The following is a 21,510-nucleotide window of genomic DNA, read 5'->3' as shown; positions in this document are numbered from 1 at the left end:
CACTCGTCAGGGCAGGGCCGCGTGGCCGGACGCTCAGCCCACAACTCCACCGTACGCGCTCGACCACGCGTGATCCGGACCGCGATCGGAGCGCCCCGACGGCGTCAGTCCTTCTCGATGGTGACCTTGCTGGGCTTGGCGCTGCGCTCGTCAGTGGTCGGCTTGGTGGGGCGCTTGCCGTTCTCGCCGGTGCTAGTGATCTTGGTGGGCGTGGCGCCTCGGCCACCCTCGCCCGGAACGGCGGCCACTGTCGGCTCGCCCTCCACCCCGGCGCTCGCCGTCCCACCGTCCACCGTGGTCACCGGCTCGGCAACCGGCCGTGTCGTCGACTGCCCGGCCTCCTCCGCGCTGGCGGTCACCGGCTGCTTGGCGTCGGCGGGTTCGGCCGTGCTCCCGCTCACCCCGTCGCCATCGGTCGGGGCGGTCGGGCCGTCGATCGGGCCGGCGACGCTCTGCAACCGCAGCTCGGTCATCTGCCGCTGAAGCTCGTCGGACTCCTGCCGGGACTTCCAGGTCTCCTGCCGCAGGTCCGCAAGCTGCTGCTGGGCCTGAGCGATCTCCAGCATCACCTGGGCGAGCTGCTGCCGGCCCGCCGCCGACTCCTGCTGGGTGGCCGCCAGGTGCTGCTGAGTGGTGGCCAGGTGCTGCTGGGTCGTGGCCGCGTACTCCTCGAACTGCCGACGGGAGGCCGCGACATGCTCGTCGGCCTCGCGGCGCTTGTCGCCGGCCTCGGTTTCGGCCCGGCTCAGCAGCTCGGCGGCCTCCGACTCGGATCGCTGGCGCAGAGCCGCCGCGTCCTGCTCAGCCGCCTGGCGAACCCCGGCCGCGCCCTGCTCGATCTCGTTCTTGCGCGTGGAGTAGTCGGTCTCCAGCTCGTTCTTGCGGCCCGTGTACTCGGTCTCCAACTCGTCGCGGCGAGTGGTGAACCCGGTCTCCAGTTCCTGCTGACGGCTGGTGAATCCCGTCTCCAACTCCTGCTGACGGCTGGTGAAGCCGGTCTCCAGCTCCTGCTGGCGGGACTTGTGCTGCTTGTCCAGCTCATCGCGGCGCTTGGCGAACTCCTGTTCGGACGTGGCCCGCCGCTGCGCCAGCTCCCGGTCGGCCGCCTCCCGACGCGAGTTGACCTCCTGCTCCACCCCGGCCCGCCACGCGCCCAGCTCCTGCTGGGTCTGTGCCCGGGTGTGCTGCACGTAAGCCTCGGTCTCGGCGCGCATCCGCTGCACGTACGCCTCGGTCTCGGCGCGGCCGCGTTTGGCCGCCTCGGAGGCCTGCGTGGTCAGCCGCTCGGCCTCCTGCTGCGCCTTCGCGCGGGTGGCCCGCCCGGCCATCGACGCGTCGTCGATGATCTGCTTGGCCTCCTGCTGGGCCTTCGCGTGGGTGGCGCGGCCGGCCTCGGTCGCGGTATCGGTGAGCCGCTTGGCCTCCTGCAGGGCCTTGGCGTGCACCTCCTTGGCGGCCTCGCGCAGGTCGCTGGCTTCCTGGCGGGCGTTGGCCAATGTCTCGCGGGCCGTCTCGCGCAGCTTGGTCGACTCCTGCTGGGCCCGCGTGTGAATCTCCTTGGCGGTGTCCCGCAGCTGGGTGGCCTCCTGCTGGGCCTTCGCCAGCGCGTCCTGCGCCGTCTTGCGCAGCTGCGCGGACTCGTCCTTGGCCGACCGCAGCGTGGCTTCCGCCTCGGCCCGCCGGGCGGCGCTGTGCCGCTCCTCCTCGGACCGCCGCGCGGCGAGGGCGATCTCGAAGTCCTTCAGTGCCCGCGCGGCCTGCTCGCGGGCCTCCTCGATGATGTGTTCGGCCGCGGCGCGGCGCGCCTCGATCTCCACATTCGCATCGGACAGGATCTGCTCGGCCAGCTCTTCGGACTGCGTGACGATCGAGTCGACCAGGGGGCCGAGGTGCCGGAACGAGGCCCGGTCGACCACGTTCATCTGCTTGCGCACCAGAGTCAGGTCGCGCTGGAGCACCTCGACCTGACCGGCGAGCTTGTGGATCTGTGTATACGCCTGTTCCCGTTCGTTGGTGAGGGTCGCGATCTCGTGCTCGGCACGCGCGACATACCGATCAACCTGTTTTTTCTCGTACCCCCGCAGAGCGGACTCGAAGCTTGGCTCCGTCGTCACGTCCCCGCCGAGAGCGAACAGTTCCTCGCCGTGCGACATGCCCCCATCCTCACACGCAACAGGCCCTGCTGGGGCGATACGGACGCGCCTTGTGCGAGCTACTTCACTTGGATTTTTTCCGGCATACCACGGGCTGGGAAACGCACACGGCGCGAGGTTGCACCGGTCACCCGGTGTCACCTCGCGCCGTCGATGCCCCGATCTGACGCCTCGCGTCAGCCAGCGGTCTCCGCGGGCACCCGCTCCTGACCGCCATCGGCCTTCTTGGCCTCCGGCTTGGCCGCCGGGGCGGCCGCGGCCGGCATCCCCGGAACGATGCCGGCGAGCCCGGAGAGCATCTGGCCCAGCTGCGAGGTGACCGCGTCCTTCTGCCGGGTGAGGTCCTCGACCTCGCGGCGGGCGGCCTGCGTGGTCAGCTCCGCCTCGGTGCGGGCCTCGGTGAGCAGACGCTGCGACTCGGCCTTGGCCTCGTTGAGGGTCTTCTCGGAGTGCGCCTTGGCCTTGTCCACCGTCTCGGCGGCGTTGCGCTCCGACTCGACCCGCCGAGCCTCGGCGCGCTGCTCGATCTCCTTGGCCCGCTCCTGCGCGGCCCGGGCACGCTGCTCGGCCTCGCTGACCATCTTCTGGGTCTGCGCGACCTGGGCGGCGTGCCGCTCGGACTCCTCGCGCTCGGACTTCTCCCGCCGCTCGGCCAACTGGAGCTCCAGAGCCTGGAGGTCCTTGTCGCGCTTGTCCCGCGCATCGGTCAGCAGCTTGGTCGCCTCGGCGCGCTTCTCCTCAGCCTCGCGGGCGGCCTTCGCCCGCTGCTGGGTGATCTCCCGCTCGGCGGTGGCCCGGAGGGTGGCGACCTCCCGCTCGACGGTCGACTTCAGCTCGGCCACCTCGTGCGCGGTGACGGTACGCAGCTGCTTGGTCTCGCGGTCGGCGTCCGCGCGCAGCGTGTCAGCCTCACGGCGGGCCTGCACCCGAACCTCGGCGGCCTCGCGCTCGGCGGCGGTGCGCAGGTTGCCCGCCTCGCGCTCGGCGCTGGCCTTCATGGCCGCGGCCTCGGCACGTGCCTTGTCGGTGATCTCGCGGGCCTCGAGGCGGGCGGCGGAGAGGATGCCCTCCGACTCGCGCTTCGCCTCGTTGCGGTGATCGTTGGCCTGCTCCTCGGCGAGCCGGAGGATCTGCTCGACGCGGGTGCCGAGCCCGGAGAGGGTGGGTCGGCTGTTCTCTTCGAGCTGCTTGTTCGTGTCGGTGAGCTTCTGCTCCAGCGCACTCATGCGCTGTTCGGCTTGGCGGAGTCGACGCTGGGCGTCGTTCATCCGCTGCTCGGCCTCGGCACGGGCCTGCTCGGACTGGGTCAGCGCGGCGGTCATCCGGCCGAGGAAGTCATCGACCTGGTGAGTGTTGTAACCGCGCAGGCCGACGGTGAAGTCTGGCTGCGAGTTCGCGTTATCGAAGAACGCGAGAGGGGAGGACTGCTGCTGGGGCATTGGGACATACTGGCAGACGCCCCAGGGTGCTTCGCAAGAGCGGTGCGAAGCTTTCGTGCCCTCTTTACATGGTCAACTGCCGCGATCCGCAGGGCCGGACCAATCGGCGATCTTGGCAGGTCCCGGGCGGGTCGGACGCCACGCAGCGTGACGCGGAAAAGGGCCCCGGGGTTACCCCGAGGCCCTTTGTTCGTTCCGGGTGGGTTTTCCGCTAATGGGAGCGGAAGAACAATGTCCGATCACCGCATTGGCCATCGAGCGTTCATCCGTCCGGCCGACTGCCGGGGCAGTGCCCCCGTACCGGCGCTGCCGGTCAGTGCTCGCCGTACCGGCGCTGCCGGTCAGTGCCCCCGGAAGCGGTTGATCGCGTCCTCGTGCTGGGCCCGCAACTCCCCGTCGCGTACGCCCAGCCCGTCGGTGGGTGCGAGGCAGCGCACCCCGACCTTGCCCTGGTGGGCGTTGCGGTGCACCTCGTACGCGGCCTGACCGGTCTGCTCCAGCGAGTAGGTGCGGGACACCGTGGGGTGCACCTTGCCGAGCGAGACCAGGCGGTTGGCCTGCCACGCCTCGTGGTAGTTGGCGAAGTGGCTGCCGATGATCCGCTTGAGGTGCATCCAGAGGTAGCGGTTGTCGTACTGGTGCAGGAAACCGCTCGTGGAGGCGCAGGTGACGATGGTCCCACCGCGCCGGGCCACGTAGACACTTGCGCCGAACGTCTCCCGCCCCGGGTGCTCGAAGACGATGTCCGGGTCCTCACCACCGGTCAGTTCACGGATCCGCTCGCCGAAGCGCCGCCACTCGTCCGGGTCCTGGGTCTCCTCGTCCTTCCAGAAGCGGAAACCTTCGGCCGCCCGGTCGATGACCAGCTCCGCGCCCATCTTGCGGCACAGCTCGGCCTTCTCCGGCGAGGAGACGACGCAGATCGGGATGGCGCCGCCGCCGAGCGCCATCTGGGTGGCGTACCCGCCGAGGCCGCCGGAGGCGCCCCAGATCAGGACCACGTCGCCCTGCTTCATGTTGGCCCCGTGGTGCGAGACGAGCTGCCGGTACGCGGTGGAGTTGACCAGCCCAGGGCTGGCCGCCTCCTCCCAGCTCAGATGCCGCGGCTTGGGCATCAGTTGGTTGGCCTTGACCACGGCCATCTCGGCCAGCCCGCCGAAGTTGGTCTCGAAGCCCCAGATCCGCTGCTGCGGGTCGAGCATGGTGTCGTCGTGCCCGGCCGCGTCCTCCAACTCGACGGAGAGGCAGTGCGCGACCACCTCGTCGCCGGGCGCCCAGCGGGTCACCCCGGGGCCGGTGCGCAGCACCACACCCGCCGCGTCCGAGCCGACCACGTGGTACGGCAGATCGTGGCGGCGGGTCAGCTCGGAGACCCGGCCGTAGCGCTGGAGGAACTTGAAGGTGGGCAGCGGCTCGAAGATGCTGGTCCACACCGTGTTGTAGTTGATCGCGCTGGCCATCACCGCGATCAACGCCTCGCCCGGCGCCAACTCCGGCGTCGGCACCTCCTGCACGTGCAGCGCCTTGCGCGGGTCCTTGTCCCGGGTGGCCATGCCGTCGAACATCCGGGCCTCCTCGGCGCGGACCACCACGCCCCGGTAGCTCTCCGGAACGGGCAGCCCGGCAACGCCGGCGAGCTCGCGGTCCGGATCGTTCGATTCCTCCGCCGCCATGATCGCTTCGAGGATGTCCTGCACGGTGACCTCCGGTTCATCCGCACCCGCACGGGCCCGGGTGCTGCCATCGTCGGCGCCGGTGGGCACGACCGCCATGTCGGCATTCGACACATCCGGCACCGGTCGCGCTCCTGTGGGGCCGGACGTTACTGAACGGTAGCTAGACCGGGAAGTCCTCTGTGAAAAACTGCATCGGCCGATGCGTGAAGGTGTCCGGCCACCCCGCCAACCGCGCACTGACGTGCTTGCGGGCCGGTTTTGGGCGGCGGGCAGGCGGCCGCTGCGGTTGATCCACTCCGCGTCGCCGAGGTGGCGGCATCCACCCTTGGGGACACCGCCACATCGGCGATCTGGAGTCGATCACCGCGCGGCGGACGGGCGGCCTCTCGGCGTGCGCGGCGGGTCAGTGGCCGGCGGGCGGGAGGCGGGCGGGAGGTCAGTGGTCGGCGGCGGGCTCGACGAGCTCGACGAGGACGCCGCCGGCGTCCTTCGGGTGCACGAAGTTGATGCGCGAGTCCGCAGTGCCGCGCCGCGGCGCGTCGTAGAGCAGGCGCATGCCCCGCGCGCGCAGCGCCGCGCAGGCCGCGTCGATGTCCACCACGGTGTACGCGACCTGCTGCACGCCCGGCCCGTTGCGGTCCAGGAACTTGGCGATCGTCGACTCCGGGGTGAGCGGTGCGAGCAGTTGCACGCAACCGCCCTCGGTGGTCGGCCCGACGGCCAGCATCGCTTCCCGGACGCCCTGCTCGGCGTTGGTCTCGACGTGTACGCAGCGCATCCCGAACGTCCGCTGGTAGAAGTCGATCGCGGCGTCCAGGTCGGCCACGGCGATTCCGACGTGGTCAATCTTGCGAAGCCCGATGTCTGTGACGTAGTCCGCACCGGGCTCGGCGGGGGAGTTCTCAGCCATGGCGCTAGTCTGACCGAACACTCGTTAAGGCGTACAGCTCGGCACCCCCTCGGAGGCAGGCATGGCTTCGGTGATCGTCAGCGGCGCGCGGACCCCGATGGGGCGCCTGCTGGGTAACCTCAAGGACCTTCCGGCCACGAAGCTCGGCGGGATCGCCATCAAGGCGGCGCTGGAGCGTGCCGGGGTCAGCCCGGATCAGGTCCAGTACGTGATCATGGGGCAGGTGCTGCAGGCCGGCACCGGTCAGATCCCGGCGCGGCAGGCGGCCGTCGAGGCCGGCGTGCCGATGTCCGTGCCGGCGTTGACCATCAACAAGGTCTGCCTCTCCGGTCTGGACGCGATCGCCCTGGCCGACCAGCTGATCCGCGCCGGCGAGTTCGACATCGTGGTGGCCGGCGGCATGGAGTCGATGACCAACGCCCCGCACCTGCTGATGGGCCAGCGCACCGGCTACAAGTACGGCGACGTGGTGGTCAAGGACCACATGGCGCACGACGGGCTCAGCGACGCCTGGGACTGCTGCTCGATGGGCGAGTCGACCGAGCGGCTCGGCACCAAGCACGGTATCTCCCGTACGGAGCAGGACACCTTCGCCGCGGCCAGCCACCAGCGGGCCGCCGCCGCGCAGAAGAACGGCCACTTCGCCGACGAGATCACCCCGGTGGTGATCCCGCAGCGCAAGGGTGACCCGCTGGTGATCAGCGAGGACGAGGGCATCCGCCCGGACACCACCGTCGAGTCGCTCGCCAAGCTGCGCCCCGCCTTCACCCCCGACGGCACCATCACCGCCGGCAGTTCGTCGCCGATCTCCGACGGCGCCGCCGCGGTGCTGGTGATGAGCAAGTCCAAGGCCCAGGAGCTGGGGCTGACCTGGCTGGCCGAGATCGGCGCGCACGGCAACGTGGCGGGCCCGGACAACTCCCTGCACTCGCAGCCGTCCAACGCGATCAACCACGCCCTGAAGAAGGGCGGTCTGAGCGTCGCGGACCTGGACCTCATTGAGATCAACGAGGCGTTCGCCCAGGTCGGCGTGCAGTCCACCCGTGACCTCGGCATCAGCCCGGACAAGGTCAACGTCAACGGTGGCGCGATCGCGCTCGGACACCCGATCGGCATGTCCGGGGCGCGTCTCGTACTCACCCTCGCCCTGGAGCTGAAGCGGCGCGGCGGCGGCACCGGCGCGGCGGCGCTCTGCGGTGGCGGTGGCCAGGGCGACGCGCTGATCATCCACGTTCCGGGCAAGGTCGAGAAGGCGCAGTGAGCGAAGCGGCTGAGCACGTCCCGCCAGCGGGCACCACGTCGGTGCGCCGCAGTCGGGACGTACCGCTGCTGGTCGAGCGGGCTCGCGCGGGTGACCCCCGCGCGGTGGCCCGGCTGATCACGTTGGTGGAGAACGGCGACGCGCTGCTGCCGGCGATCGCCGCCGCGCTGGCGCCGTACGCCGGGCAGGCCCAGGTCGTGGGGCTGACCGGTTCGCCCGGGGTGGGCAAGTCGACCACCACCAACGAGCTGGTCCGGGCGCTGCGGGCGCAGGGGCACCGGGTCGGCGTGCTGGCGGTCGACCCGTCCAGCCCGTTCACCGGTGGTGCGATCCTCGGCGACCGGGTGCGGATGCAGGACCACGCCACCGATCCGGGCGTCTACATCCGGTCCATGTCCAGCCGCGGGCACCTCGGTGGGTTGGCCGCGGCGACGCCACAGGCGGTCCGGGTGCTGGAAGGCGCCGGCTGTGACGTGGTGCTGGTGGAGACCGTCGGTGTCGGGCAGGCCGAGGTGGAGGTCGCCTCGCTCGCCGACACCACGCTCGTGTTGCTCGCCCCCGGCATGGGTGACGCGATCCAGGCGGTCAAGGCCGGCATTCTGGAGATCGCCGACGTGTTCGTGATCAACAAGGCTGACCGGGACGGCGTCGACGCCACGGTCCGCGACATCCAGGGCATGATCGCCCTCGGTGAGCGCGGCCCGGGGCAGTGGCGACCGCAGGTGGTCCGCTCGGTCGCCGCGCGCGGCGAGGGCATCGACGACATCGCCGCCGCGATCGACAAGCACCGGGGCTGGCTGGTCGAGCACGGCGAGCTGCGCCGCCGCCAGGAGGCGCGGGCCGCCGCCGAGATCGAGGCGATCGCGCTCGGCACCCTGCGCGCCCGGATCGGCTCACTGCGCGACGGTACGGAGTTGGCCACGCTCGCCACCAAGGTCGCCGAGGGCGCCCTCGACCCGTACACGGCGGCGGACGAACTGCTGGCCCAGCTCGCCCGTTGACCGTCCACCGGGGACACCCCGACGACACCTCGTCCTTGTAGGCTCGCACCGCCCCACGGCGGTGGGGTCCGGGCGGTGTGCCGGCGCGAGGAGCAGGGGAGTGGCTATGGACCACGAGGCGACGCAGGAGCTGACCACGGCATCGGTGGCGGCCGGCGGGACGACGCAGGTCTCCGACGAGGTGATCGAGAAGATTGCCGTCGCGGCGGCCCGCGCGGTTCCCGGCGTGGCCGAGCTGGGCGGGGACGTGGCCCGGTTCTTCAACTCGGTTCTCGACCGGGTCGGGCTGGATCAGGTGGGCGACGCCCGGCGGGGCTGCTCGGCCCACGTGACCGGGGACGCCGCCGTGGTCAACCTGGTGCTGGTGATCCAGGCCGGTCAGCCGGTGCCGGAGATCACCAGCCAGGTGCGTGCCCGGGTCACCGAGGCGGTCGAGGCGTACGGACTGCGGGTCGACGAGGTCAACATCCGGGTCGACGACGTGGCGATGGGTGGGCCTGCGGCTCCGACGGCCTGACCTGGTTACCCACGGGTAGAGCCTGACTTAGCGATCGTTCAGGTAAGGGCTCTACACTCGACGTGCATGTCGAGGACCCGAGGAGGAGCCCTGCTCATGGACGCCGACGAAATCGACGCCGGACGGGCGCGCTGGCAGGCCCGGTACGACGCCGCGCGCAAGCGGGACGCGGACTTCACCACGCTCTCCGGGATGCCGGTGGAGCCGGTCTACGGACCGCCCGAGGGCAGCGCGTACCCGGGCTTCGAGCGGATCGGGTGGCCGGGCGAGTACCCGTACACCCGGGGGTTGTATCCGACCGGTTACCGCGGGCGGACCTGGACGATCCGGCAGTTCGCCGGCTTCGGCAACGCTCAGCAGACCAACGAGCGCTACAAGATGATCCTCGGCGCCGGCGGCGGTGGCCTCTCGGTCGCGTTCGACATGCCGACGCTGATGGGCCGCGACTCGGACGACCCGCAGGCGCTCGGCGAGGTCGGCCACTGCGGCGTCGCCATCGACACCGCCACCGACATGCAGGCGCTCTTCGACGGCATCGACCTGGCCGACGTCACCACCTCGATGACCATCTCCGGCCCGGCCGTGCCGGTGTTCTGCATGTACCTGGTCGCCGCCGAACGGCAGGGCGCCGACCTGTCCAAGCTGGACGGCACGCTGCAGACCGACATCTTCAAGGAGTACATCGCACAGAAGGAGTGGCTCTTCGACCCGGAGCCGCACCTGCGCCTGATCGGCGACCTGATGGAATACTGCGCCGCCGAGATCCCGCGCTACAAGCCGCTGTCGGTCTCCGGCTACCACATCCGCGAGGCCGGCTCGACCGCCGCGCAGGAGTTGGCGTACACCCTGGCCGACGGGTTCGGGTACGTCGAGCTGGGCCTCTCCCGCGGGCTGGACGTGAACGTCTTCGCGCCGGGGCTGAGCTTCTTCTTCGACTCGCACCTCGACTTCTTCGAGGAGATCGCCAAGTTCCGCGCCGCCCGTCGGATCTGGGCCCGTTGGCTGCGCGACGTCTACGGCGCGACCAGCGAGAAGGCCCTCTGGCTGCGGTTCCACACGCAGACCGCCGGGGTGTCGCTGACCGCGCAGCAGCCGGTCAACAACGTCGTACGCACCGCCGTCGAGGCCCTCGCGGCGGTGCTCGGCGGCACGAACTCGCTGCACACCAACGCGCTGGACGAGACCCTGGCGCTGCCCACCGACGAGTCCGCCGAGATCGCCCTGCGTACGCAGCAGGTGCTGATGGAGGAGACCGGCGTGGTCAACGTGGCCGACCCGCTCGGCGGCTCCTGGTACGTCGAGGCGCTGACCGACAAGATCGAGGCCGAGGCCGAGGAGATCTTCGCCCGGATCCGGCAGCTCGGCGGGGACGGACCGCACCAGATCGGCCCGATGACCTCGGGCATCCTGCGCGGCATCGAGGACGGCTGGTTCACCGGGCACATCGCCGAGTCGGCCTTCGTCTACCAGCAGGCCCTCGAGAAGGGCGACAAGAAGATCGTCGGCGTCAACTGCCACACCGGTACGGTCGCCAAGGAGCTGGAGATCCTGCGCATCTCGCATGAGGTGGAGCTGGAGCAGCGCCGGGTGCTCGCCGAGCGCAAGGGCGCCCGGGACGAGGCCGCGGTTCGCGCGGCGGTGACCCGGATGGTCGAGGCCAGCCGTACCGACGAGAACATGATCCCCGCCATGCTCGACGCCGTCCGCGCCGAAGCCACCCTCGGCGAGATCTGCGACGCCCTCCGCGCCGAGTGGGGCACCTACCGCGAACCAGCCCGCTTCTAACCCACCCCCCCGGCCCCGCCCCACCCCCGCCCCGCATCCCCGCGATCTTGCATTTGCTGTCCCGACAGACGGCGCGAATGCCGCGTTTCGGCGGCAGAAAGTGCAAGATCGCGGGGGTGCGGGGTGGGGTCTGGGGTGGGGCTGGGATGGCGGGGTGAGAGTTGCAACGTCGGGGTTGCGGGTGACCTGAGATCGCGGGCTGACGTGCGAGACTAGGTAACCATGAGCGACCCACGGATCACCTCGTCGATCTTCACCCGCGGCGCGGTCGACCTCAGCACGCTGCGTGGCCCCGCACCAGCCAGTACCCGCCCCGGCACACCCCCGCAGGGTGGCCCGTCCAACGGCACCCCCGGCGCACCCACCGCCGGCGGTGACACCGCCATCGTCGACGTCACCGAGGCGACCATCCAGTCCGAGGTGCTCGAACGGTCGATGGCCATGCCCGTCATCGTCTTCTTCGGCGCGGCCGGCTTCCCGGAGAGCGACGAGTTCGCCCCGGTCCTGGAGCGGCTGAACGCCGAGGGTGGTGGCACCTGGGTGCTGGCACGGGTCGACGTGCAGGAAAATCCGCGAATCGCCCAGATGTTCCGGGTCCAGGGCATTCCCATGGTCTACGCGGTCGTCGGCGGTCAGCCGGTCGACGCCTTCTCCGGAGTGGTGCCCGAGGCGCAGCTGCGGCAGTGGATCCAGGCTGTGCTCAAGGCCGGCGGTGTTGCCGTCGCCGAGCCGGAGGATCCCCGCCTCGACGAGGCCGACGACGCGCTGATGAGCGGCGACCTGGACGCCGCCGAGCAGGCGTACCGGAAGATTCTGGCCGACGCCCCGGCGGACGCCGCGGCCACGGCGGGGCTGGCCCAGGTCGGCGTGGCTCGCCGGGTTGCCGGCGCGGACCCGGCCGCCGCGCTGGCCGCCGCCGAGAGCGCCCCCGACGACGTGGCCGCCCAACTGCTGGCCGCCGACATCGAGGTGCTCAGCGGCCTGGCCGAGCAGGCGTACGCCCGACTCGTCGGTCTGGTCCGGCGCACCGCCGGAGAGGACCGCGAGACGGTCCGCCAGCACCTGGTTTCGCTCTTCTCCATCGCCGGCCCGGATGATCCGGCGGTCGCCTCGGCGCGCCGGGCACTGGCCAGCGCCCTGTTCTGAGTTCGTAGCACGCCAGCGCGGGCCGGCGTTCCGGCCGGCCCGCCCGACCATCGAGGACGGGAGCTCATGATGCGCCGGATCGCCGTCCTCGACGCGCCGACAAATCTCGGTCTGCGGCCGCCGACGCCCACGTCGGTCCCCGGCTGCGCCAAGGCGCCCGGTGCGCTGCGCGACCACGACCTGCTGGCCCGGCTGCGCGCCCGCGACGCCGGCTGCGTCACCCCCGCCCGGTACGACCCGGGCGACTGGCGTCCCGGCGACGGGGTGTGCCACGCCCGGGAGATCGCCGACTACTCGCTGGCCCTCGCCGAGCGGATCGGCTCGATCATCGACCGGGGCGAGTTCCCGGTGGTGCTGGGCGGCGACTGCTCCGTGCTGCTCGGCTCGGCGCTGGCCATGCACCGCCTCGGTGAGGCCGTCGGCGGGCGCATCGGGTTGGTCTTCGTCGACGGGCACTCCGACTTCCGGCACCCCGGCAACGCCTCCTACGTCGGCGCGGCCGCCGGTGAGGACCTGGCCCTCGTCACCGGGCGTGGGCAGGCCGACCTGGCCGCGCTGGAGGGGCGCCGACCCTACTTCCGCGACATCGACGTGGTGGTGCTCGGCATCCGCGCGCAGGACGAGTACCGGCTCGACCTGCAGGCCGCCGGGATCACCACCCGGCCGGTGCCCGCGCTTCGTGCCGAAGGCGCCGCCCGGACGGCCCAGTGGGCGCATGAGCAGCTCGCCGACTGCGCGGGCTACTGGGTGCACATCGACGTGGACGTGCTCGACCCCGCGGTGATGCCCGCCGTGGACGCCCCCGACCCAGGTGGGATCGCCTTCGCCGAGCTGGAGATCCTGCTCGCCGGCCTGGTCGACACCCCGCACTGCCTCGGCGTGGAGCTGACCGTCTTCGACCCCGACTACGACCCGGACGGTTCGTACGCGGCCGAGATCGTCAACACCGTGGTCGCCGGCCTGGCCCCGGTCACCGCCCCGGAAGCGGTGCCGCCCCGCCTGCTGTCGGCCCGACCGGCCCCCAACCCGAGGCGCGGTAACGGCCGGACCGCGGCCGCCACCGAGCGACCCAACGGTCCGCGAACCGCGCCCGCCGACAAGTCGCAGTACGTCGAGGCCGCCTCGACCGACTTCTCCGTCGATGCCGGCCCGCCCGCCGACGCCGAGCTCGCCGGCGGTCGGTTGGTCGAGCAGTTCGGTGGCTCTTCCGGCGTGCGGTCGGCCGAGCCTTCCGTCGGGTCTCTCGGCGTGCGGTCGGCCGAACCCTCCGGCGGGTCTTCCGTCGGTCGGTTGGTCGACCAGTTCGGCGGGCCTTCCGGCGGTCGGTCGGTCGAGCCTTCCGGCGGTCGGTCGGTCGAGCAGGTCGGTGGGCCTTCCGGCGTGCGGCCGGTCGAGCATCCCGGCGAGCAGTTCGGCGGGCCTGCGGCGGATCAGTCGGGTCTGCGATCGGCGGAGCCGACTGGCGACGTCGACGTGGCGAGCCGGCTGTCCCTCGGCGGCGTGGCCCCCGCGAAGTCGGATCCACTCGGCATCCTCGGGCCGGTGCACCCCGGGCCGGCCGGCGTCGCGGCTGCGGTCGAGCGCGAACCGGTGGGCCCGCCCGCGTCGGCCGGCCCCGGCCTGCTGCGGCGGTCGACGCCGACCACGCCCGACGCCGACCACCCCAACGCCGACACCGCCTGAGCCACCCCGGACCCGCGCGACCTCAGACCGCGTCGCGTCGGACCTCGGGCCGGGCCGTCTCGGGCCGGGCCGTCTTGGGCCGGGCCGTCTTGGGCCGGGCCGTCTTGGGCCGGGCCGTCTTGGGCCGGGCCGCCTCGGACCCGCGCGACCTCAGACCCCGTGGCCTCGGACCTGCGCGACCTCAGACCTGGGCGGCCTCGGACCCGGGCCGCCTCGCGAGGCGCTTGATCGACACCGTATCGGCGATGTGGGGGTGTCTGGCGGCTTGGATGCCGCCAGGTCGGCGATCTGGTGTGGATCAGCCGCTTGGATGCCGCCATATTGGCGATCTGGTGTGGATCACTCGCGCCGATGCCGCCATGTCGGCGATCTGGTGTGGATCACGCGCGCGGATGCCGCCATGTCGGCGATCTGGTGGAGGTCAGCAGTCCCGATCTGGTGTGGATCACGCGCGCGGATGCCGCCATGTCGGCGATCTGGTGGAGGTCAGCAGTCCCGATCTGGTGTGGATCACCGACCCAGACCCAGACCCGGCGCTGACGCCGGCCGGGTCTGGGTCCTCGCGGCTCGTGGTGCCAGGTCGGTCAGGTGGTGGGGAGGGCGCGGAGGAAGCGCTCGGCGATCGGGACGGCTGAGGCCGTGCTGGCGCCGCCCTTCTCCACGAACACGGCGAACGCCACGTCGCCCCGCCAGCCGACGAACCAGGCGTGGGTGTGGGCGGGGTTGTCGTCGTACTCGGCGGTGCCGGTCTTGCCGTACACCTCGCCTGGCACATCCTTGAGCGCGCTGCCGGTGCCGCTGGTGACCACCTCGCGCATCATGGTGCGCAGCGCCGCGACCGACTCTGGCTTGAGCTGCTCGCCCGCCGGGGCCGGCTTGGCCGGCGCCGGGTCGGTCAGCAGCTTCGGCTGCTCGAACCGGCCTCGGGCGACGGCTGCGGTGGCGCCGGCCATGGCGAGCGGGCTGACCAGTGTGGTGCCCTGCCCGAACGAGGCGGCTGCCTGCTCGGCCTGGCTGCCGTTCGCTGACACCTTGCCGGTGAAGGCGTCGACGCCGAGGTCCCATTGACCTTCCAGGCCCAGTGCGCGACCGGCGGCGGCCAGCCCGTCGCCGCCCAGCTTCGGTGCCAGCGACGCGAACGCGGTGTTGCAGGACTTGGCGAAGTCGGTGCGGAACGGCACCGAGCCGAGCTCGAAGTTGTCCGAGTTCTTGAAGGACCGGCCATCGACGGTGAAGGTCTTCGGGCACGCCACCGGCCCGTCCAGGGTGATCGCCCCCCGGTCCAGCAGGCCCAGTGTGCTGACCATCTTGAACGTGGAGCCCGGAGGCACCTGGGCGGCGAAGGCCAGATTCTCCCCGGCCGGCCCGGGGCCGTTCGCCGCAGCGAGCACCGCGCTGTCGCTGATCCGCACCGCGACCAGCGCGGCTCGGCGCGGCTCCGCACGCAGCGCCCCGTCGGCCGCGTTCTGGATCGCGACATCCAACGTGGTCTTCAACGCCTGCCCGGGCTGCGCCTCCCGGCGGAACAACTCGGTGCCGGTGGGCTCCAGCTTGCCGCCCTCGGCGAGACGCTCGACCACCACGGTGAGCCCGGTGCCGCCACGCAGGCGCTCGTCGTAGCGGCCCTGCAGGCCGCCGTGCCCGACCATGTCGCCGACGACGTACCGGTCGGGGTGCGCGGCGATGTCGTCGGCCTGCGCCGGGTCGACGGTGCCGAGCAACGCCCGGGCGAACTCGCGGGTCGGCGCCAGGTCGATCTTGTCGGACTGGAACTTGGTGCCGGGCAGGTCGTAGATCCGGGGCTTGATCTGGAGGTACGCCTCCTCGCGGAGCGACACCACCTCGACGAAGGCACCCGGCTCGGCCTTGGCGACCCGCTCGGGAAGGTCGGCCAGGTCGACGGCGGGGACCAGCGCCGGGCGGATCGCCTTGAACGCCGCGTCGAGGTCCTTGACCAGCTTCTTCAAGTCGGTGACGCCGTTCGGCTGCACGCCGACCCGGACCACCGGGCGGGGGGTCACGAGCGGCTGCCCGGCGGCGTCCAGCACCCCGGCCCGGGTGCCGGCGTCGCGGCGCAGCGCCAACCGGTCTCCCTTGGTGAGCTGCTCGTGCATCACCCGGGGCTCCCAGATCACCTGCCACTGGTCGTCGTCGCCGTGGGCGAGCCGCACCTCCCGGTCGTACGCCCAGCGGGCCTCACCGGGCAGTTTCCACTCCACCCGGATCGGCGCGGTCGCGATGTCCTTGGTGACCTTCGGCTCGCCGCGACTCGTCAGCGTGGGCGGGGTGGCCGCGAACTCACCGGAAAGTTCCTTGATCTCGCGGGCCACGTCGGCCGACGGCAGCTTGGCGCCGGTCGGGTCGATCAGACCGACCGCCTGGAGATCGCCGCTGCGCCAGCCGGCGAGGAAGGCGTCGACGGTGCTCTGCGGCCCGTCGTCACCCGAGCAGCCGGCCAGAACGCCAGCCGTGAGCAGGGCCGCGGTGAAGGCGGCGGCCACACGGCGGACGGGGTTCGGCCGGTGGGGCCGGGGGTACGACAAGGGCATGGAGCTGGTCCTTCCGATCTCGGAGTGCCCTCGCACGGTAGTACGCCGACGCCGTCCTGAACGTCCCCCAGGTGTGCGGGCGCGCCTAAAGACGGGCCGGGCCAGTGTGATGAACATCCCGTGGCGGGGTATCCCGCAGCCGGCCAACCTCGTACCCGCAACGGGTGAAAGGACAAAGTCCCGATCCGGACGTCTGGCCAGTGGTCCGCCGACGAAGGCGCAGAACGGCAGGCCTAGGCTGAGCGGCAGAGTGACCCACAACGCGGTGGGTCGAGGGGAGTGGCACCGATGGACCGGCGTCCGGCGATCAAACCGGAACCCGACCTCCGGCAGGATGACTCCGGCCGGGATGACGACAGCTTCGATTCGGCGACCGACGGGGACGGCTACGGCCGACTCGACACGGGAGTCACCGGGCTGACCGGGTCGAGCATCGACACAATCTACGATCTGGGTCTGCCCACCGAGGCGTTGGCCGACGACGTGGAGGACGCCGAGCTCGACGAACCCGTTCCCAACGCGGAGCGCCTGGTGGCCCAGGCTGTCGCGCTCGCCGGGGACGACCACGACGCGGCGACACTTGTCGGCCGTTTCTGGCGGTTCGCCCCGGACGAGGAGCTGGTCGGCTTCACGGCAGAGGAGATGCTCGACGCGGCCCGGGCGCACCGGGACCTCGCCCAGCAGCGGGTGCCTGGCGAGTTGAAGCTGCGGATCCACGAGCCGCACGCCGACCAGCACCACACGGTCGTCGAGATCGTCACCGACGACATGCCGTTCCTGGTCGACTCGGTGACCGCGCTGCTCAACTCGTACCACCTGGACGTGCACCTGCTGGTCCACCCGCTGGTGGTGGTCCGGCGTGAGCCGTTGGGCCGGCTCACCGAGGTCTCCGCGGACGTGGAGCCGGACGACGCGATCGCCGGCGACATCATCGAGAGCTGGATGCGGATCGAGATCGACCCGGTCCGGGACGCGGCCGAGCGGGACCGCCTGCGCCGTGAGTTGCAGCGGGTGCTCACCGATGTGCGGGAGGCGGTGGAGGACTGGCCGAAGATGCGTCAGCGTTCCCTCGCGCTCGCCGACGAGCTGGCCTCGGCCCGTACCTCGGAAAACCGCCCACCAGTGCCGGAAAAGGACATCACCGACTCGGTGGAGCTGCTGCGGTGGCTCGCACACGACCACTTCACCTTCCTCGGTTACCGCGAGTACCGGTTGGTGGACGCCCCTGGGGGCGACGCCGCCGACCCGGTCGACGGCAAGGCGTTGGAGGCGGTGCTCGGCACCGGTCTGGGCATCCTGCGCTCTGATGCGCCGGACGCCCGGCCGCTGGCGTCGATGACCCCCGAGGCGCACGAGAAGGTGCTGGAGAAGCGCCTGCTCATCATCACCAAGGCCAACTCGCGTGCCACCGTGCACCGCTCGGCGTACCTGGACTACATCGGCTTCAAGATCTTCAACGAGCTCGGCGAGGTGATCGGCGAGCGGCGCTTCCTGGGCCTGTTCTCCACGGCCGCCTACCGGACCAGCGTCCGCGAGCTGCCGGTGGTACGCCGCAAGGTGGCCGAGGTGCTGGACCGCTCCGGGCTCAGTCGGCGCAGCCACTCCGGCAAGGATCTGATCCAGATCCTGGAGACCTACCCACGCGACGAGCTGTTCCAGATCAAGACCGACGACCTCTACCACGCGGTGATCGGTGTGCTGCGGATGGCCGGCCGTCGGCAACTGCGGGTCTTCCTGCGTCGGGACGCCTACGGACGGTTCATCTCCTGCCTGATCTACCTCCCCCGGGACCGGTTCACCACCCAGAACCGGCTGCGTATGCAGGACATCCTGCTGCGTGAGCTGAACGGTGTCGGGGTGGACTACACCACCCGCGTCACCGAGTCGATGCTGGCTCGGGTGCACTTCATCGTCCGCACCGACCCGACCCGGCCGCCGGGCGAGATCGACGCCGACCTGTTGGCCGAGGAACTGGCCGACGCGACGCGACTGTGGGACGACGACTACCGGCTGGTGCTGGAGCGCAAGCTCGGCGACGAGCAGGCCAAGCACCTGTTCACCCGGTACGCCGACGCGTTCCCGGAGGGCTACAAGGACGGGCACACGCCGTACGAGGCGATGAAGGACCTGGCGAAGCTGGAGCTGCTGGAGGAGCCCGGCCAGCTGGAGATGCACCTGTTCCGCAAGCAGCTCGCACCTCGGCCCGGCACCCGGGTGCCCGGTTCGGACCTGGCCGAGGCGATGGACGTCCGGTTCAAGGTCTACCGGTACGGCGAACCGATGATGCTCTCCGCGGTGCTGCCGGTGCTGCACTCACTCGGTGTCCGGGTGGTCGACGAGCACCCGTACGAGGTGGACCGGATCGACGGTCGGGTCTACCTGTACGACTTCGGCCTCATGCTGCCCGAGGGGCACCACGAGCTGGCCGAGGTGCGCCCGCACGTGGAGAACGCCTTCGCGGCGGCCTGGCGCGGCGAGGCCGAGGTGGACCGGTTCAACGAGCTGGTGCTGCGCGGCGGGTTGACCTGGCGGCAGGTGGTGGTGCTGCGCGCGTACGCGAAGTACCTGCGGCAGGCCGGCACGGTCTTCTCCCAGGACTACATGGAGCAGACCTTCGTCGCGTACCCGAAGCTCGCGGCACTGCTGGTGGAGCTGTTCGAGACCCGGTTCGCGCCGGGCGAGCTCAGCGCCGAGCAGCGTCAGCAGCGCAGCGGTGAGCTGGTGGAGACGATCCGGGGTGCGCTGGACGACGTGGCCAGCCTCGACCAGGACCGGATCCTGCGCTCGTACCTGACGCTGATCGAGGCGACCCTGCGGACCAGCTTCTACCAGAAGCGCTCCGACGGGCGGCCGAAGGCGTACGTGGCGTTCAAGCTCGACCCGCAGGCCATTCCGGATCTGCCGGCGCCCCGGCCGAAGTTCGAGATCTTCGTCTACTCGCCCCGGTTCGAGGGTGTGCACCTGCGGTTCGGGCCGGTGGCCCGGGGCGGGTTGCGCTGGTCCGACCGTCGGGAGGACTTCCGTACCGAGGTGCTCGGCCTGGTCAAGGCGCAGATGGTGAAGAACACCGTGATCGTGCCGGTGGGTGCCAAGGGCGGCTTCGTGCTGAAGCAGAAGCCGGGCGACCGGGACGAGGCGGTCGCCTGCTACCAGGAGTTCGTCGGCGCGATGCTGGACGTCACCGACAACATCGTCAGCGGGCAGATCGTGCCGCCCGTGGACGTGGTCCGGCACGACGGCGACGACCCGTACCTGGTGGTGGCGGCCGACAAGGGCACGGCGACGTTCTCCGACATCGCCAACGAGATCTCCACGGCGCACAACTTCTGGCTGGGCGACGCGTTCGCCTCCGGCGGTTCCGCCGGCTACGACCACAAGAAGATGGGCATCACCGCGCGGGGCGCCTGGGAATCGGTCAAGCGGCACTTCCGGGAGTTGGGCCTGGACACCCAGACCCAGGACTTCACGGTGGTCGGCGTCGGTGACATGTCCGGCGACGTGTTCGGCAACGGGATGCTGCTGTCCGAGCACATCCGGCTGGTGGCCGCCTTCGACCACCGGCACATCTTCCTCGACCCGGAGCCGGAAGCGGCCACCTCGTACGCGGAGCGTCGGCGGCTGTTCGACATGCCCCGATCCTCCTGGGAGGACTACAACCGGGAGCTGATCTCGGCCGGCGGTGGCATCTTCCCGCGTACCGCGAAGTCCATCCCGATCACGCCGCAGGTCCGGGCGGCGATCGGCCTGGACGATGACGTCGCACACCTGTCGCCGCAGGAGCTGATGAAGGCGATCGTCACCGCACCGGTGGATCTGTTCTGGAACGGCGGCATCGGCACCTACGTCAAGGCGTCCACGCAGACCAACGCCGAGGTGGGCGACAAGTCCAACGACGCGATCCGGGTGGACGGACGCAACCTGCGTTGCCGGGTGGCGGGCGAGGGCGGCAACCTGGGCTGGACCCAGCTCGGCCGGATCGAGTACGCCTTGACCGGCGGCCGGATCTTCTCCGACTTCATCGACAACGCAGCCGGGGTGGACACCTCCGACCACGAGGTGAACATCAAGATCCTGTTGAACACCGCGGTGGCCGACGGGGAGTTGACCACCGCCGAGCGGGACGAACTGCTGGCCGGGATGACCGACGAGGTCGCCGAGCTGGTGCTGCGGGACAACTACGACCAGGCTCGGGCGATCAACAACGCCCAGGCCCAGGCCGCCTCGCTGCTCCCGGTGCACCGCCGGATGATCAACGAGTTGGAGCGCTCAGGTGCGTTGGACCGGGCGCTGGAGGCGCTGCCGCCGGACGAGGAGTTGGCGGTTCGGAGCGAATCCGGCCTGACCGCGCCGGAGTTCGCGGTGCTGCTCGCGTACGTGAAGATCGTCCTGGAACGGGAGATCCTCACCGAAGGGTTGGCGGACGAGGAATGGACGACCGAGGTCCTGGTCAACTACTTCCCGACACCGATGCGTGAGCGGTTCGCCGACCGGATGGGCCGGCACCGCCTGCGCCGGGACATCGTCACCACGGTGCTGGTCAACGAGGCGATCAACCGGGGCGGCATCTCGTTCGTCTTCCGGGTCGTCGAGGAGACCGCCGCCAGTGCCGCGGACGTGATCCGCGCCTACGTGGTGGTCAGCGAGGTGTTCGGGCTGCGCGAGCTGTGGGACGCGGTCGAGGCGCTGGACAACAAGGTCGCACCCGAGTTGCAGACCAGCGTCTACCTGGACACCCGTCGACTTCTCGACCGGGCGGTGCGGTGGCTGGTCTCCAACCGGCGCTCGCCGATCGACGTGCCGGCCGAGATCACCCGGCTGCGCGACGGGGTCACCCGGCTGTTGCCGGGGCTGGAAGACCTGTTCTACGGCAACGAGCGGCAGGGCATCGCGGCGCACATCGACTCGATGACCGATCGCGGGCTGCCCCGTGACCTGGCGGAGCAGGCGACCCGGCTGATGTACAGCTTCGGCCTGATGGACGTGGTGGAGACCGCCAACAGCAGCGGGCGGGACGTCAGCGAGGTGGCCTCGGTCTACTTCGTGCTGTCCGACCTGTTCCGGGTGGACTCGCTGCTGTCGAAGATCTCCCTGCTGCCGCGGGAGGACCGCTGGCAGACGCTGGCCCGGATGGCGCTGCGCTACGACCTGTACGCCGCGCTGGCCGCGCTCACCGCGGAGGTGCTCGACTCCACCCCGGAGGACCTGCCGCCGCACGAGCGGGTGCAGCAGTGGGAGCAGTCGAACGCGACCTCGATCCACCGCGCCCGGCGGGCGATGGGGGAGTTCGACGAGTCGCGGGCGGATCTCGCCGCCCTGTCGGTGCTGCTACGCCAGATCCGCACCCTGGTGCGGACCTCCGGAGCAGCCGCCTGAGTCAGGTACGCCGGACG

Annotated in this window: 11 protein-coding genes and 1 pseudogene; 7 read left to right on the top strand and 5 right to left on the bottom strand. The window is 71.0% G+C overall.

Features of this window, described 5'->3' with window-relative positions:
- Positions 1-104 precede the first annotated feature (104 nt).
- The 4 genes from HNR20_RS08790 to mce form a co-directional block, all read right to left on the bottom strand.
- Entirely contained in the window at positions 105-2,153 is a 2,049-nt protein-coding gene (locus tag HNR20_RS08790) for a coiled-coil domain-containing protein (RefSeq protein ID WP_184178051.1), read from the bottom strand.
- A 176-nt stretch (positions 2,154-2,329) separates the two neighbouring features.
- On the bottom strand, positions 2,330-3,592 hold the full coding sequence (locus HNR20_RS08785) for a DivIVA domain-containing protein (RefSeq protein ID WP_184178049.1): 1,263 nt from the start codon (positions 3,590-3,592) through the stop codon (positions 2,330-2,332).
- A gap of 341 nt (positions 3,593-3,933) precedes the next feature.
- Complete coding sequence (gene ccrA / locus HNR20_RS08780) at positions 3,934-5,289, bottom strand: crotonyl-CoA carboxylase/reductase (protein WP_184188188.1); 1,356 nt, start codon at positions 5,287-5,289, stop codon at positions 3,934-3,936.
- A gap of 415 nt (positions 5,290-5,704) precedes the next feature.
- The gene (mce, locus tag HNR20_RS08775; RefSeq protein WP_184178047.1) at positions 5,705-6,178 is read right to left on the bottom strand and encodes a methylmalonyl-CoA epimerase; all 474 of its coding nucleotides are present in this window, start codon (positions 6,176-6,178) and stop codon (positions 5,705-5,707) included.
- Between the two features lie 61 nt (positions 6,179-6,239).
- Between mce and HNR20_RS08770 the strand changes: the two genes are divergently transcribed.
- The 6 genes and pseudogenes from HNR20_RS08770 to HNR20_RS32230 all read left to right on the top strand — a co-directional run.
- Positions 6,240-7,439: an acetyl-CoA C-acetyltransferase gene (locus HNR20_RS08770; RefSeq protein WP_184178045.1), complete on the top strand. Its 1,200-nt coding sequence runs from the start codon at positions 6,240-6,242 to the stop codon at positions 7,437-7,439.
- Entirely contained in the window at positions 7,436-8,440 is a 1,005-nt protein-coding gene (meaB, locus tag HNR20_RS08765; RefSeq protein ID WP_184178043.1) for a methylmalonyl Co-A mutase-associated GTPase MeaB, read from the top strand. Before HNR20_RS08770 ends, meaB begins: the two co-directional genes overlap by 4 nt.
- A 106-nt stretch (positions 8,441-8,546) precedes the next feature.
- Complete coding sequence (locus HNR20_RS08760; protein WP_184178041.1) at positions 8,547-8,957, top strand: Asp23/Gls24 family envelope stress response protein; 411 nt, start codon at positions 8,547-8,549, stop codon at positions 8,955-8,957.
- A 96-nt stretch (positions 8,958-9,053) separates the two neighbouring features.
- Positions 9,054-10,742, top strand: a complete 1,689-nt coding sequence (gene icmA / locus HNR20_RS08755; protein WP_184178039.1) for a coenzyme B12-dependent isobutyryl-CoA mutase large subunit — start codon at positions 9,054-9,056, stop codon at positions 10,740-10,742.
- A gap of 222 nt (positions 10,743-10,964) precedes the next feature.
- On the top strand, positions 10,965-11,888 hold the full coding sequence (locus HNR20_RS08750) for a tetratricopeptide repeat protein (protein ID WP_184178037.1): 924 nt from the start codon (positions 10,965-10,967) through the stop codon (positions 11,886-11,888).
- A gap of 66 nt (positions 11,889-11,954) precedes the next feature.
- Positions 11,955-12,923 (top strand): annotated as a pseudogene (locus tag HNR20_RS32230) (arginase family protein); the annotation flags it as partial.
- A gap of 1,232 nt (positions 12,924-14,155) precedes the next feature.
- On the opposite strand, the gene HNR20_RS08740 reads toward HNR20_RS32230, so the two are convergent.
- Positions 14,156-16,120, bottom strand: coding sequence for a penicillin-binding transpeptidase domain-containing protein (locus tag HNR20_RS08740; protein WP_184178033.1), 1,965 nt, complete (start codon positions 16,118-16,120; stop codon positions 14,156-14,158).
- A 288-nt stretch (positions 16,121-16,408) separates the two neighbouring features.
- Here HNR20_RS08740 and HNR20_RS08735 point away from each other — a divergent pair, with 288 nt between their 5' ends.
- Positions 16,409-21,493 carry an NAD-glutamate dehydrogenase gene (locus HNR20_RS08735; protein WP_184178031.1) on the top strand — a complete coding sequence of 1,695 codons (5,085 nt, stop codon included), beginning with the start codon at positions 16,409-16,411 and terminating at the stop codon, positions 21,491-21,493.
- Positions 21,494-21,510: the final 17 nt, after the last annotated feature.

It is taken from the genome of Micromonospora parathelypteridis, assembly GCF_014201145.1.
Classification (GTDB): Bacteria; Actinomycetota; Actinomycetes; order Mycobacteriales; family Micromonosporaceae; genus Micromonospora; species Micromonospora parathelypteridis.
The sequence above is the reverse complement of the archived record's forward strand: the minus strand, read 5'-3'. Positions and strand labels throughout refer to the sequence as shown.

Coding starts and splice junctions, on each gene's coding strand:
- HNR20_RS08760 (WP_184178041.1), top strand. CDS start 8,547: ATGGACCACGAGGCGACGCAGGAGCTGACCACGGCATCGGTGGCGGCC.
- HNR20_RS08750 (WP_184178037.1), top strand. CDS start 10,965: ATGAGCGACCCACGGATCACCTCGTCGATCTTCACCCGCGGCGCGGTC.
- HNR20_RS08770 (WP_184178045.1), top strand. CDS start 6,240: ATGGCTTCGGTGATCGTCAGCGGCGCGCGGACCCCGATGGGGCGCCTG.
- HNR20_RS08740 (WP_184178033.1), bottom strand. CDS start 16,120: ATGCCCTTGTCGTACCCCCGGCCCCACCGGCCGAACCCCGTCCGCCGT.
- icmA (WP_184178039.1), top strand. CDS start 9,054: ATGGACGCCGACGAAATCGACGCCGGACGGGCGCGCTGGCAGGCCCGG.
- HNR20_RS08785 (WP_184178049.1), bottom strand. CDS start 3,592: ATGCCCCAGCAGCAGTCCTCCCCTCTCGCGTTCTTCGATAACGCGAAC.
- mce (WP_184178047.1), bottom strand. CDS start 6,178: ATGGCTGAGAACTCCCCCGCCGAGCCCGGTGCGGACTACGTCACAGAC.
- HNR20_RS08735 (WP_184178031.1), top strand. CDS start 16,409: ATGGACCGGCGTCCGGCGATCAAACCGGAACCCGACCTCCGGCAGGAT.
- HNR20_RS08790 (WP_184178051.1), bottom strand. CDS start 2,153: ATGTCGCACGGCGAGGAACTGTTCGCTCTCGGCGGGGACGTGACGACG.